Here is a 12,668-nt window from a genome sequence, read left to right on the forward strand (position 1 = left end):
CATGCCGAACGCTCCCGGAGACTCCCTATGGCAACATTGCCGCGCACGAGACCCAGGAACCGGCGGCTGGTGTCGCGCAACACGGTCGCCGGCTGGTCGTTCATCCTGCCCAACTTCGTCGGCTTCGCCGTGCTCACCCTGCTACCCGTGGTCGTGCTGTTCTACGTGGCCTTCACAAACTGGAACGTCTTCGGGGTGGCCGAGTGGACCGGCACCGCCAACTTCCGGCGAATGTGGGGCGACGCGAGCTTCTGGACCGCACTGCGCAACACCGTCTACTACACCGTCTTCCACATCCCGCTGACCCTCGCGGCCTCACTCGGGCTGGCGCTGCTGCTCAACCGCAAACTGCGCGGAGTGCGGTTCTTCCGCACCGTCGCGTTCTTCCCCTACATCACCTCGATCGTGGCGATCGCGATCGTCTGGAACCAGCTGTTCAGCCCGGAGTACGGCCCGATCAACGCTCTCCTCGGCGCCGTCGGGGTGGCCGACGCGCCGGGCTGGACCACATCGTCGACCTGGTCGATGCCGGCCGTCATCATCGTCGGCACCTGGCGGTACATGGGTTACTACATGCTGCTGTTCCTGGCCGGCCTGCAGACCATCCCGGCCCAGCTCTACGAGGCGGCCGAGACCGACGGCGCCACACCGTGGCAGCGGTTCGTGCACGTGACCCTCCCCGGGTTACGGCACACCACCTTCTTCGTCACAGTGCTGCTCACCATCGAAAGCTTCAAGGTCTTCGACCTCATCCTCGTGATGACCGGCGGCGGACCGGGCCAGTCGACACTGGTGCTCTCGCAGTACATCTACCAGAAGGGCTTCGAGGAGAACCAGTTCGGCTATGCCTCGGCGGTCTCCGTCGTCCTGTTCGCCATCTGCTTCAGCATCACGGTCATCCAGTTCATGGTCAACAAGCGGAGGAACAGCTGATGACCGCTACCGACCTCTCCCTGCCCGCCCCGGCCGTCGCCGCGCCCGGCAACCGCAGCGCGCCCGGCCGACCGGTCCGGTCCCGGGGTTGGCGACTTGTCGGGTACGCCGCCCTCGTGCTCGCGGCGGCGGGGCTGCTGCTGCCGTTCTACTGGATGGTGGTGGCGTCGTTGAAGACCAACAGCGACGTCTTCACCATCCCGATCACCTGGCTCCCCGATCCCGTGGTGTGGCGAAACTACCTCGACATCTGGCAGCGCTCGGACATGACGACGTGGTTGGGGAACACACTGCTGCTGTCGGTGGTCGTCAGCCTCCTCCAGGTGGTGACCGGCAGCTTCGCCGCCTACGGCTTCGCCCGGGTCCGCTTTCCCGGCCGCAACGCGCTCTTCCTGGCGTACGTCGGGACGATCGCGGTGCCGTGGCAGTCGTACATGATTCCGCAGTTCATCCTCATGTCGAAGCTGCAGTTGTCGAACACGCTGTGGTCGATCGTCGCGCTGCAGGCGTTCGGCGCGTTCGGCGTGTTCCTGATGAAGCAGTTCTACGAGACGATTCCCGAGGAGCTCAGCGAGGCAGCTCGGGTGGACGGGCTCAGCGAGTTCGGCATCTACCGACGGATCATGCTGCCGCTGTCCCGGCCGGCGCTGGCCAGCCTGGCCCTGCTGACGTTCGTGACCACCTGGAACGACTACCTCGGCCCGCTTGTCTACCTGCGGAGTCCGGAGCTGCGCACCATCCAGTTGGGGCTGAACACCTTCGTCTCCCAGTACAACGCCGAGTACGCGCTGATCATGACGGGCTCGGTGCTGTCAGTGCTGCCGGTCGCCGTCATCTTCCTGCTCGGCCAGCGCTACTTCATCGAGGGCATCGCCTCGACCGGACTGAAGGGTTGAGGCCCATGCGTTCGCGCCACAACACCATCACCGCCGTCTTCGACGGGTTCTACGTCGCGCTCGTCACCAACCTGCTGCTGGTGCTCGGCTGCCTGCCTCTGGTGACGCTCGCGTTCACCACCGAGGCGGCCCGCTCGTGGCCGCTGTACGCGCTGACCGCTCCGCTCTGCGCGCCAGGGCTCTGTGCGGTCTTCGCGGTCATGTCCGCCTACTCGGCCGGCGACTCCGGCGGCGTGCTGCGCACCTACTGCCGCGCCTGGCGAGCCACCGCCCGGCCGGCGACGCTCTGGACGGCGGCGGCCATGGCCGCCCTGGTGGTGCTCGCCGTCGACGCCCGCGCCGCCTGGGGCCACCGCGTCGGGGCACTCGCCCTGCCGGTGCTGGCGACCCTGATCGTCCTCACCGTCGCCACCACGCTGCTCGGGCTGGTGACCCTCGCCGACCGACCCACCGCGCGGTTGCGTGAGGTGGCCCGTGCCTGCGTGTATCTGGCGGTGCGCCGCTGGTACCTCACCGCCGTGTCTCTGCTCGTCCTCGTGCTGCTCGCCCAGATCCTGGCGGCCCGCCCCGCGATAGCGCTCGGCCTCGCCGCCGCGCCACTGCTCTACGTCGTATGGGCCAACAGCCGCTTCACCCTGCGCGCCGCCCTCGACCCACCGACGACAGCACCCCAGACCACCTGAGCGCCACGTTCCGGCCACCGAGCCGGGACGCCGACGACACACCTGCCCGGCACCGGACCGGACCCACGAGGGAGAACAGCATCCATGACGGCGACCGACGTCCGTCCCAACTCCGACGCAGAAGCCACGGCGGCCGCGGTGGCAGCCGCGATACGTACCGTCGACGCGAACATCGCCACCTTCGGCGACCGGTACCCCGCGGACACCACCGACGCCAACCGCTACCCGCTCCGGCCACCGAGCGGAGACCAGCCGGAGGGCGCCAACGTCGGCTGGACCACCAGCTTCTGGCCCGGCATGCTCTGGTTGGCACATGACCTGACCGGCGACGAGCGCCACCTGCGGGCAGCGCTCTCCCACGTGGACAGCTTCGCGGCCCGGATGACCCAGGGCATCGACCTGGACACCCACGACCTCGGGTTCCTCTACACCCTCGCCTGCGTCACCCCGGCCCGCCGTACCGGCGACCCAAAGGCCCGAGACGCGGCTCTCGCCGCCGCCGACCACCTGATGACGCGCGTCCTCGAACCCGCCGGAATCATCCAGGCCTGGGGCGACCTGAACGACCCCCGCCAACGCGGGCGCACGATCATCGACAGCCTCATGAACACGCCGCTGCTCTTCTGGGCCAGCCAGAGCACCGGCGACGACCGCTACGCCGCCGCGGCCCGCCGGCACACCGCTCAGCTGCGCCAGCACATCCTGCGTCCCGACGGCACCACTTTCCACACCTTCTACTGGGACCCGGCCAGCGGCGCGCCGCTACGCGGCGAAACCGAACAGGGCCACTCCGACCACTCCTGCTGGGCGCGCGGGCAGGCGTGGGGCATCTACGGGTTCAGCCTCAACCACCGGCACCTCGGCGACCCGGCGTTGCTCGCCGCCGCGAGGACCTGCGCCGACCGCTTCCTCGCCCACCTGCCCGACGACCACGTCGCGTACTGGGATCTGGAGTTCGGCGACGGCAGCGGCCAGGAGCGGGACAGCTCGGCGGCGGCCATCGCCGCCTGCGGCCTGGTGGAACTGGCAGACGGCCTTACCGACGACACGGTCAGCGCCGACCGGTACCGGAAAGCCGCCGCCGAGATCCTGCGCTCGCTCATCGGCCACTACTCCACCGGCGGCCATCCGGTCTCGAACGCGCTGATCCTGCACGGCGTCTACGACAAACCCAAGAGCGTCGGCGTCGACGAGGGAACCCTGTGGGGCGACTACTTCTACCTGGAAGCCCTCACCCGCGCCACCATTGCGGGCTGGACCAGCCCCTGGTGACCGCCACGCACCGACCCGCTCCGCCCCGCATCCCGAAAGGTGACCATGGACTACCGCTACCACTGCTCTGTTCCCGCCGTCGACGGCCGCAACACGCTGCCCTTCAATCCCTGCCGGCTGCTGGACTTCACCCTGCTGCGGCTGTCGGCCGGCGAATCCTGGACCGGCGAGTCCGGTGACCGGGAGATCCTGGCCGTCATCCTCGGTGGTACGGCCAGCTTCACCGTTGCCGGCCGCCACTTCCCGCAGGTCGGCCAGCGTCCGGACGTCTTCTCCGGCAAGCCGCACTCCGTCTACATCCCGGCCGGCTCCTCGGTGACCGTCGAGGCCGTCACCGCCGTGGAGATTGCCCTACCCAGCGCACCCAGCGAGTTGGCCACAGACCCCTATGTCATCGCACCGGAGCAGGTCGTGGGCGGCCGCTGGGGAGCGGCAAACTTTGGCCGCACCTACCACCAGATCCTCACCGAAGTCTCCCAGCCGGACCTGCCGGCCCGCCGGCTCATCGTCGGCGAGACCTACACGCCGTCGGGCAACTGGAGCACCTACCCGCCGCACCGGCACAAGGTCGACGACCTGCCCGCCGAGGCCGCACACGAGGAGATGTACTACTACCGCGTTAACCCGGCGAACGGGTTCGGCATCAGCCGGGTCTACACCGACGACGGGTACGAGGAGAACGTCACCATCCGTGACCACGTGATGCAGATGATGCCCGAGGGGTACCACACAGTGGTCAGCGCACCCGGCTACACCACCTATTTCCTGTGGTTCCTGGCCGGCACGCAACGCACCCAGGGTGCTCGCGAGGACGCCGATCTCGCCTGGGTGGGCCAGACCGTACCGACCCTGCGGAGCCTCGGCCTGTAGTCACGCCGGTGGGACCCATCGCAACGAGCTAGCGGACAGACCCTCCATGGCCCTATTGTGCTAGGCAACTAGTGGAATGGGGTGGCGAGGTGATCGAGTTTCACCTGGACGCACGGTCCGGGGTAGCGCCGTACATGCAGCTCATCCGACAGGTACGGCACGCGCTCCGGCTCGGCGTTCTGAACGAGGGCGACAAGCTGCCCACAGTGAAGGAGGTGGTGGCCCGGGTCGCTATCAACCCGAACACGGTGTCCAAGGCGTACCGCGAGTTGGAGTACGAGGGCCTGGTCACCGCCCGGCCCGGGCTGGGCACGTTCGTCACCCGCACGCTGGTCGGCGACTCGCTGAGCAAGCACGAGCCACTGCGGCAGGGCCTGGCCCGCTGGCTGACCGAGGCACGGGAGGCGGGCCTGGACGACGAGAGCATCGAGGCGCTCTTCCTCAGCAGCTTTCGGACATTTTCGGAGGCCCGAGGATGACTAGCGCCCTGATTGCGGACGGTCTGACCAAGCGGTACGGGCGGCGCTCCGCACTGAATGACTGCACTCTGGACATTCCGGCCGGCCATGTCGTGGGTCTGGTCGGGCCGAACGGCGCCGGTAAGTCCACGCTGCTGCAACTGGCCTGTGGGCTGCTCGATCCGACCGCAGGGCGGATCGAGGTGCTCGGCGCGCGGCCGGTCAGCGGGTCGCCGCAGGTCGGGTTCGTCGCGCAGGACACCCCGGTCTATGCCGGCCTGACCGTCGCCGACCACCTGCGGATGGGCGCGCACCTCAACCCGTCCTGGGACGCTGCGCTCGCCGAGCGGCGCATCGCCCAGGTCGGCCTGGACCCGAAACAGAAGGCGGGCAAGCTCTCCGGTGGCCAGCGCGCCCAACTGGCCCTGACCGTCGCCGCGGCGAAGCGGCCCAATCTGCTGCTGCTCGACGAGCCGGTGGCGGCACTCGACCCGCTCGCCCGGCGCAACTTCCTGCAGGGGCTGATGGAGCTGACCGCAGAGCAGGGCATGAGCATCGTGATGTCCTCGCACCTGGTCGCCGACCTGGAACGGGTCTGCGACCACCTGATCGTGCTTGTCGCCTCCCGGGTGCGGGTGGCCGGCGACGTGGACGACCTGCTCGCCACCCACCACCGCCTGGTCGGCCGGCGGCGCGACACCACAGAGCTGGGCGTCGGGCGAGCCTTGGTCGAGCAGAGTCACACCGAGGTGCAGTCGACCCTTGTGGTGCGCAGCACCGCGCCGATCGTCGACCCGTCCTGGCAGGTCGACCGGCTGGACCTGGAGGACATCGTGCTGGCGTACATGAGCGGTGCCACCGGCGACGGTACGGGCCGGGTTCTGGAGGGGCAGCGATGATCTGGATGACGTGGCGGCAGTTCCGCACCCCGGCCCTGGCCACCGGCACCCTGTTGCTGGCGCTGCTGGGCGGTCTGGCGCTGACCTGGTCGGAGGTGACCGAGTTGGCCACGCAGACCGGATACACCGGCTGCCAGGGCGATGCCTGTCGTGCCGCCGCCGAGACGTTCCTCCAGGCGCTGCAACCGGGATGGGCGAGTGAGTTCCACATCGCCGCCATCGGGGCGCTCTACCTGCTGCCTGCCCTGGTGGGCATCTTCTGGGGCGCGCCGCTGGTGGCCCGGGAGCTGGAGTCCGGCACGTACCGCATGGTTTTCAGCCAGTCCGTCAGCCGCGGCCGCTGGCTGGTGGTCAAGCTGGCGGTCGGGGGCGGCGCCGCCGCGCTCGGTGCCGGCCTGCTCAGCCTGGTGCTGACCGAGTGGGCGCAGCCGATCGACGGGGCCTCGGCGGACCGGATGAACCCGCTGGTGTTCGCGGCCCGAGGGGTCGTCCCGGTTGGCTACGCGACGCTGGCCTTCGTTGTGGGTGTCGCCACCGGGCTGCTGCTGCGGCGGACCCTGGGCGCGATGGCGGTGACCCTGCTGGTGGTGGTCAGCCTCCAGATCGCCGCGCCGTTCGTGGTACGCCCCTGGCTGGCCCAGCCGATCACCACTGTCACCCCTCTGACGTTCGACGGCGACTTCGGGATCTCGATGAGCCCCGACACCGGGCGGATGACGGTCCACGTCGAGCCCGACCGCAGGGGTGACTGGGTGGTGTCGAGCACCACGATCACCTCGACCGGAGCGGAGTTCACTGGTCCGGCCGATTTGACCCGGTGCGGACCGAGGGCGCTCGGCGGGCGCGAGGCGTGCCAGAGATGGCTGGGCGAGCAGAACCTCAGCCTGAAGGTGAGCTACGTGCCCGGCTCGAAGTTCTGGGGCCTGCAATGGCGGGAGTTCGGCGTGCTGATCGCGTTGACCGTCGTGCTGTCCCTGTTCTGTCTCTGGTGGGTTCGCCGCCGACTCGTCTGACAGCAGAGCCGGTGGGGGCAGGCGGAGCGCCTGGCCCCACCTGCCTGTCGGCCCGTAGCTACCGGCCAGCGGGCTCGGGGGAGGGTCAGAAGCTGCTGACCAGCTTCACGAACGCCTCGTCGATCTTGGTGGGGTCGGTGGCGTCGAAGGCCTTGCCCGACGATGCCTTGGCGATCCGGTCCAGGGTGGCGAAGTCCGACTCCCGGTCGAGGGCGATGCAGAACACCTTCACCGGACGCTGCGGGTCCAGGGCGACCTCGGCGAGCAACCGGGCCAGGTCGTTGTCCTTGCTGTACTCGTTCTTGCCGTCGGTCAGCACGACGATCGCGTTGATCCGCTGCGGGTCGTACCGGTCGAGCAGTTCCCGGTGTGCGGCCCGGACCGTCGCGTAGAGCGCGGTATCGCCAGCGACCTGCAGGCCGGCGATCTTGCTGTTGATCCGCTTCTGGTCGAACCCGCCGAGCGGGACCTCCTCCCGCCAGGGGCTCTTCGGCCGCTGCTGCGTCTCCGAGGAGAACGACCAGAGACCCACCCGGTCTTCGGTGTTGAGCAGGGCGAGGCCCTTGCCCGCCGCCGCCGCGGCCACCTGGAAACGGGTACGGGTGCCGACCATCGCCTCCATCGACCCCGAGGTGTCCAGGGCGATCAGGATGTTGGCCTTCTTGCGCAGGGTGCGCCAGCCGTCCAGCATCGCGCTGACCACCTGCGGGTCTGGTGGCTCGAAGTAGTTCAGCCCGCCGGTGGGCTCGGCGCCGACGCTGGCGAGCAACTCCGCCGAGGCGCGGCGCTCATGGTCGCGGAAGCCGAGGCGGGCGAAGCTCGCCTGCTGGTCATTCTCGGTCAGGAACTTCTGGAAGTCGGCCGCCGCCGCGCGTTGCCGCTCATCGGCGGAGGGCAGCACCACGAACGGGTGGTCCAGGTTGAACGTGCCCTCCTTGGGATGGACGGCGACCAGCGGGACGTTCGGCCGGCGGCCTCGCTCCTGCCCTTCCTGCCGAGGACTGAGCGCACCCGTGTTGTAGAGGTCCACCAGCTCCTCCTGGAGGACGATGGCGCTCATGTCGTCGGTACTGCCCGCCCCGCCGGCCAGGTCCGCCTCGGCGAGGCTGCGCAGCAGGTCCACCGAGTCGTCGCTGTAGTGCGACACGTTGGCCTCGATCCGGCGGACGAACTGGGTGACCGTCGGGTCGGCCAGGTCGGACCGGGTCAGGTCGCTGGCCCGTCGCACCGCCGCGTAGTAGGTGGCGATGGTCGCCGCCAGCCCGGATGTGGACAGGTTCGGGTTGTCCTTGCCGAAGGTGAAACGGCCCCACTCCGGCTTGCCGAAGTCCGCCCACCCGTCCCGCCCGGACAGGCCCAGGATCTCTCCCCAGCCCAACGATCCGCGCTTGCGTACCAGTTCGGCCTTGGGCTGCGGCATCGCGATCACCAGCGGGCTGTTGGCGATCGACGGGTAGCGGTCCGGAGTCTGCAACTCCCGCCCGGCGGCTTTATCGAGCAGCCGGAGTTGGCCGGTCCAGAGGCTCGACGTCGGCAGCCAGACCTGTGGTTGCGGCAGGCCGGTGTGGGTCCAGCCGGAAGCCAGCGCCTCGGTGGCCTTGCCCGAGTTCAACGCGCTGACGTGCACCTGGGCGCAGCCACCGTCCTTGATCGACCGGTCGCTGCGGTTGTAACGCTCGGCCAGGTCAACCAGCAGAGCCGCCTTCTCCGTCGAGGAGTTGACCTGGAGGATCGTGGCGCAGTCGGTGCCCGCTTCGCGCTGTCGGACGAACACGAACGCCCCGGCGATGACCACCAGCCCGGCGGTGACGGCGGCGGTGTACGGCAACCACTGCCGCGTACGCGTAGCGGGTGGGGCCATCGGGACGTCCTCCTCGGCGGGCGGCTGGTGGCAGTCAACCTATCGATGCGGCGCCAGTCGGCGAACCCGACCCCAGCGCGCCGGTCACCTGCGGTCGGGCCGTCTCCCGAGGGCCGTCGCGACCAGCAGTCGAACCAGGTAGACCACGACGAAGGCGACCGCCCCGACCGCGGCGGCCGGGCCGACAGCGCTCGACGCGACGTAGCCGGCGGCGGCCCCAACCGAACCGAGGAAGAGCGCTGTCGAGATGCCCCAGGCGTCGAGGGCCTCACGACGCAGCCGCCGCAACGTGCCACCGCCCTCAGCACCCATGCCGGGCCCCGTCGCCGGCAGGTGTGCCGGCTGGGTCTGCACCGGCGGGTGTGCCGGCTGGGCCGGTCGGGCCTGGGTCGGCACCGTCGGCCGGGCCGGTACCTGCGGCTGCGTCGCGCCCGGTTGCGACGCCGTCGGCGTGAGCTGGGGGAGCGGTTGGTTCGGAGTCGGCGCGCCCGCGGTCTCGTTGCCGGCTTCGAGCAGGCTCTCCCGACGTAGCGGCTCGGTGACCCTGCCATCCTGCCGAAGCAGCCGCACCAACACGCGCTCGGCAGCCGGCCGGTCCGCCGGGTCCTTGGCCAGGCACTCCCGGATCAGCTCGTCCAGTACGGGAGGCATCGCCGGCAGGTCGGGCGGATCGTTCAGCACCCGGTGCATCACGGCGAAGAGCGAGTCGTTGCCGAACGGCGGCCGACCACCGGCGGCGAAGGCGATAGTGGCCGCCCAGGCGAAGACGTCGCACTGTGGACCGATCACGTCGTTGCGGAACCGCTCCGGTGCCATGTAGGCGGTGGTCCCCATGACCCGGCTGGAGGCGGTCTCGGTGTTGCCCAACGCCCGGGCGATACCGAAGTCGATCACCCGAGGACCGTCCACGCCCAGCACCACGTTGTCCGGCTTCAGATCGCAGTGCACCACCCCGGCACTGTGAATCGCCGCGAGCGCCGTGACGGTGCCGACCGCGAGCCGGTGCAGGGCGTTACCGGTCACCGGACCACGCTCGCGGACGTGCCGGTGCAGGGTCAGGCCCTCGATGAACTCACTGACCACGTAGGGTCGCTCGCCGTCCACCTCCGCGAAGAGCACCTGCGCGGTGCAGAACGGAGCGACCCGGCGGGCTGCGGCGATCTCCTTGACGAACTGCGACCGCGCCCGTGGATCACTCAGGTCGACGTTGACCATCTTGACCGCGACCCGGTCACCGGCGTCGTCCTCGCCGAGATAGACGACCCCCTGCCCACCCGCACCCAATCGCCCGACCAGGCGATACGGGCCGGCGGTGACCGGGTCGTGCGTCCACAGTTTCGCCAACCCCGGCACCGGCGGGCCGGCCAGCTCTGACATCCCGACTCCATCAGTGTCGTGCCCGGCCACCGGCGGCGCAGGACACGGCCATCGTGCCATGTCGGCCGCCGGCGACCGAGGACGTTCGACAATGGGTCGAGGTCGAAGAAGACCCATTCGCCAAGGGCCATCCGGTACGACGACGCAACCGGTGCGACAGCGCCGGCCCCGGTTTGTCGCAGGGTGCGCTGAACAGGTCTTCCATGGCCCGCGTGAGATCACCGCCGGCTCCTTGTCAGCTCTGTTGGCCGGGCTCGGGCCGGCACGGCTGCTGAGTGGCAGAACCCTGCCGACCGTTCTAGGCTCTTCTCTGGGTCAAGCCACGTGCCCGACACGATCCCGAGTCTCGGGAGGTCCGCACGTGACCGACGAGCCAGCAACCGCATCGGCCGTGAAGGCCCACCTGATATCCATTGATGCAGGTTTGCGGGCGGCTGGCGACCCGCCCGGTCTGAGCACGACGCGGCCTCCCCACGCGGGGTCGCGACGACGCCCAGACCGGACAGCGGAGGAACCCATGACCACCACTTCGACGGGTCGGCCCGCACAGACGAACAGCCCGGCCGACCGCGGCACCACGCCTGAGTCGCCGGCCAGCCAACTCCTCGCCGTGATGGTCGCGCTGCCGGCTGGCCATCCGTCCAGGCCCGCCGCCCGCGCCCAGGCCATCGAGGCATGGCTCCCGTTGGCCCATCACCTCGCCCGGCGCTACAGCGGCCGCGGCGAGCCGAACGAGGACCTGACCCAGACGGCAGCACTGGGCCTGATCAACGCGATCGACAGGTTCGACGCTTCGCGTGGGATCGAATTCGTCAGCTACGCGGTCCCCACAATCGTGGGAGAGATCAAGCGTCACTTCCGTGACCGCACCTGGGACGTGCGGGTTCCCCGGCGGTTGCAGGAGCGGCGGATGGCCATCGGCGAGGCCAACAACAGCCTCACCCAGTTGCTGGGCCGCTCGCCGACCGTCGCCGACATCGCCCGACATCTCGACCTCACGGAGGAGGAGATCCTCGAAGGGTTGGAAGGCGCCCGCGCGTACAACGCGGTCTCACTGTCCACCCCGTTCGGCGATGGCACCACCTCCAGGGAACTGGGCGACACTCTCGGCGGCGACGACAACGAACTCGCCCTCGCCGAGCTGAGGGTGGCTCTCACGTCGGCGGCGGCGGTCCTTGACGACCGGGAACGGAGGGTCATCGCACTGCGCTTTCACGGCAACCTGACCCAGCAGGGCATCGCCGAGCAGATCGGGGTGTCACAGATGCACGTCTCCCGGCTGCTGACCCGCGCGCTGGCCAAGCTGAGGGTGCAGCTCACTGCCACCCCTTGAGGGGCGGGCCGGTGACCTGCGGCGATCGGTGGATCCGGCCGCCGCCGGGCCGACGGGCAGGAGTCGCCGGACGGAGATTCCTGACATCTTCGTCAGGACAGCCACTAGCGAGCCGGTTTTCGCTGCAATCGGCGCAGCAAGGTGCGGGTGACCAGCTAGCGTGGGCTATCGCTAGCGGCGTTGCCAGCTCTGTGACGGTGGTCTTGACGTCATAACCTCGGGCAACCTGGGGCGCGGTTCGCGACAAGTGCCCCGGTCAGGCCCCGGCCGGTAAGAAGGTTCCGTCCGGGGCCGCCCGCCTAGGTGAGGGAGCAGCGGGATGGCTGGCAGTGACAGCGGTGCGGGCACCGACGAGCCACGGCCCGCAGCGGTGGACGATCTCGCGGCGAAGCTGAGTGACCTGGCTCGGAGGTTGCAGCACGAGGACAGCGTGGAGGCGACCCTGCAGGCGATTGCCGGCGCAGCGGTGGGGACGGTTCCGGGCGCGGAGCAGGCCGCCCTGTCCGTGGTAGAACACCGCCGGGAGATCCACACTCGGGCCGGTACCTCCGACCTGGTGTACGCGGTGGATCGGGTGCAGTACGAGGTCGGTGAGGGCCCGTGCCTGAGCGCGGTGTATGAGCAGCAGACCGTGCACGTGCCGGACATGAGGGTCGAGGGGCGGTGGCCCCGGTTCACCCAGCGCGCCGCCGAGTTGGGCGTGTCGAGCATGTTGTCGTTTCAGCTGTACGTGCAGGACGACAACCTCGGCGCGCTCAACCTGTACTCGTCGCGCACGCACGCCTTCGATGACGACTCGGCGCACGTGGGGCTGCTGTTCGCCGCGCACGCCGCAGTGGCGATGTCCGGCGCGCAGCACCTCGAACAGCTCAATCAGGCGATCTCGGTGCGGGACGTCATCGGGCAGGCGAAGGGCATCCTGATGGAGCGTCACAAGCTGACCGCCGATCAGGCATTCGCTGTCCTGGCACGGGCCAGTCAGAACACCAACCGGAAACTCGTCGACGTCGCAAGGTACCTGACGGCGACGGGCCAACTGACCCACCGCACACCCCGGTGAACGGCGCCTCCGT

General features: G+C 69.5%; 12 protein-coding genes. 10 read left to right on the top strand and 2 right to left on the bottom strand.

Annotated features, from left to right (window positions below; all coding sequences use genetic code 11):
- Window positions 1-69: 69 nt before the first annotated feature.
- The 8 genes from ABZ794_RS03005 to ABZ794_RS03040 all read left to right on the top strand — a co-directional run bounded on the left by ABZ794_RS03005 (window position 70) and on the right by ABZ794_RS03040 (window position 7,024).
- Window positions 70-933: a sugar ABC transporter permease gene (locus ABZ794_RS03005; protein WP_238689881.1), complete on the top strand. Its 864-nt coding sequence runs from the start codon at window positions 70-72 to the stop codon at window positions 931-933.
- Window positions 933-1,829, top strand: a complete 897-nt coding sequence (locus ABZ794_RS03010) for a carbohydrate ABC transporter permease (protein WP_210786710.1) — start codon at window positions 933-935, stop codon at window positions 1,827-1,829. The genes ABZ794_RS03005 and ABZ794_RS03010 overlap by 1 nt, the downstream gene beginning before the upstream one ends.
- Before the next feature lie 5 nt (window positions 1,830-1,834).
- Window positions 1,835-2,512, top strand: a complete 678-nt coding sequence (locus tag ABZ794_RS03015) for a hypothetical protein (RefSeq protein ID WP_210786708.1) — start codon at window positions 1,835-1,837, stop codon at window positions 2,510-2,512.
- Window positions 2,513-2,596: 84 nt separating this feature from the next.
- The gene (locus tag ABZ794_RS03020; protein WP_210786706.1) at window positions 2,597-3,784 is read left to right on the top strand and encodes a glycoside hydrolase family 88 protein; all 1,188 of its coding nucleotides are present in this window, start codon (window positions 2,597-2,599) and stop codon (window positions 3,782-3,784) included.
- Between the two features lie 45 nt (window positions 3,785-3,829).
- On the top strand, window positions 3,830-4,654 hold the full coding sequence (gene iolB / locus ABZ794_RS03025) for a 5-deoxy-glucuronate isomerase (protein WP_210786730.1): 825 nt from the start codon (window positions 3,830-3,832) through the stop codon (window positions 4,652-4,654).
- Window positions 4,655-4,743: 89 nt separating this feature from the next.
- Window positions 4,744-5,133, top strand: a complete 390-nt coding sequence (locus ABZ794_RS03030) for a GntR family transcriptional regulator (protein ID WP_210786704.1) — start codon at window positions 4,744-4,746, stop codon at window positions 5,131-5,133.
- A complete protein-coding gene (locus tag ABZ794_RS03035) occupies window positions 5,130-6,011 on the top strand; it encodes an ABC transporter ATP-binding protein (protein ID WP_210786702.1) in 882 nt (293 codons plus the stop codon). Before ABZ794_RS03030 ends, ABZ794_RS03035 begins: the two co-directional genes overlap by 4 nt.
- Window positions 6,008-7,024, top strand: a complete 1,017-nt coding sequence (locus tag ABZ794_RS03040) for an ABC transporter permease subunit (protein ID WP_210786700.1) — start codon at window positions 6,008-6,010, stop codon at window positions 7,022-7,024. The genes ABZ794_RS03035 and ABZ794_RS03040 overlap by 4 nt, the downstream gene beginning before the upstream one ends.
- Before the next feature lie 85 nt (window positions 7,025-7,109).
- Here the strand turns inward: ABZ794_RS03040 and ABZ794_RS03045 are convergent, their stop codons facing one another.
- Both ABZ794_RS03045 and ABZ794_RS03050 read right to left on the bottom strand, forming a co-directional pair.
- Entirely contained in the window at window positions 7,110-8,885 is a 1,776-nt protein-coding gene (locus ABZ794_RS03045) for a substrate-binding and VWA domain-containing protein (RefSeq protein WP_357513911.1), read from the bottom strand.
- 84 nt (window positions 8,886-8,969) lie between these two features.
- A complete protein-coding gene (locus ABZ794_RS03050; RefSeq protein ID WP_357513913.1) occupies window positions 8,970-10,262 on the bottom strand; it encodes a protein kinase in 1,293 nt (430 codons plus the stop codon).
- Between the two features lie 613 nt (window positions 10,263-10,875).
- Between ABZ794_RS03050 and ABZ794_RS03055 the strand changes: the two genes are divergently transcribed.
- Together ABZ794_RS03055 and ABZ794_RS03060 are read left to right on the top strand one after the other, a co-directional pair.
- On the top strand, window positions 10,876-11,595 hold the full coding sequence (locus ABZ794_RS03055) for a SigB/SigF/SigG family RNA polymerase sigma factor (RefSeq protein WP_238690120.1): 720 nt from the start codon (window positions 10,876-10,878) through the stop codon (window positions 11,593-11,595).
- Between the two features lie 319 nt (window positions 11,596-11,914).
- Window positions 11,915-12,655, top strand: a complete 741-nt coding sequence (locus ABZ794_RS03060; RefSeq protein ID WP_357513915.1) for a GAF and ANTAR domain-containing protein — start codon at window positions 11,915-11,917, stop codon at window positions 12,653-12,655.
- The last annotated feature ends 13 nt before the right edge of the window (window positions 12,656-12,668 follow it).

It is taken from the genome of Micromonospora sp. NPDC047187, from assembly GCF_040643355.1.
Classification (GTDB): domain Bacteria; phylum Actinomycetota; class Actinomycetes; order Mycobacteriales; family Micromonosporaceae; genus Micromonospora; species Micromonospora salmantinae.

Bases quoted from the DNA above. Each gene is read 5' to 3' on its own strand.
- ABZ794_RS03010 (WP_210786710.1), top strand. From the start codon at position 933: ATGACCGCTACCGACCTCTCCCTGCCCGCCCCGGCCGTCGCCGCGCCC.
- ABZ794_RS03015 (WP_210786708.1), top strand. From the start codon at position 1,835: ATGCGTTCGCGCCACAACACCATCACCGCCGTCTTCGACGGGTTCTAC.
- ABZ794_RS03020 (WP_210786706.1), top strand. From the start codon at position 2,597: ATGACGGCGACCGACGTCCGTCCCAACTCCGACGCAGAAGCCACGGCG.
- iolB (WP_210786730.1), top strand. From the start codon at position 3,830: ATGGACTACCGCTACCACTGCTCTGTTCCCGCCGTCGACGGCCGCAAC.
- ABZ794_RS03035 (WP_210786702.1), top strand. From the start codon at position 5,130: ATGACTAGCGCCCTGATTGCGGACGGTCTGACCAAGCGGTACGGGCGG.
- ABZ794_RS03040 (WP_210786700.1), top strand. From the start codon at position 6,008: ATGATCTGGATGACGTGGCGGCAGTTCCGCACCCCGGCCCTGGCCACC.
- ABZ794_RS03045 (WP_357513911.1), bottom strand. From the start codon at position 8,885: ATGGCCCCACCCGCTACGCGTACGCGGCAGTGGTTGCCGTACACCGCC.
- ABZ794_RS03050 (WP_357513913.1), bottom strand. From the start codon at position 10,262: ATGTCAGAGCTGGCCGGCCCGCCGGTGCCGGGGTTGGCGAAACTGTGG.
- ABZ794_RS03055 (WP_238690120.1), top strand. From the start codon at position 10,876: ATGGTCGCGCTGCCGGCTGGCCATCCGTCCAGGCCCGCCGCCCGCGCC.
- ABZ794_RS03060 (WP_357513915.1), top strand. From the start codon at position 11,915: ATGGCTGGCAGTGACAGCGGTGCGGGCACCGACGAGCCACGGCCCGCA.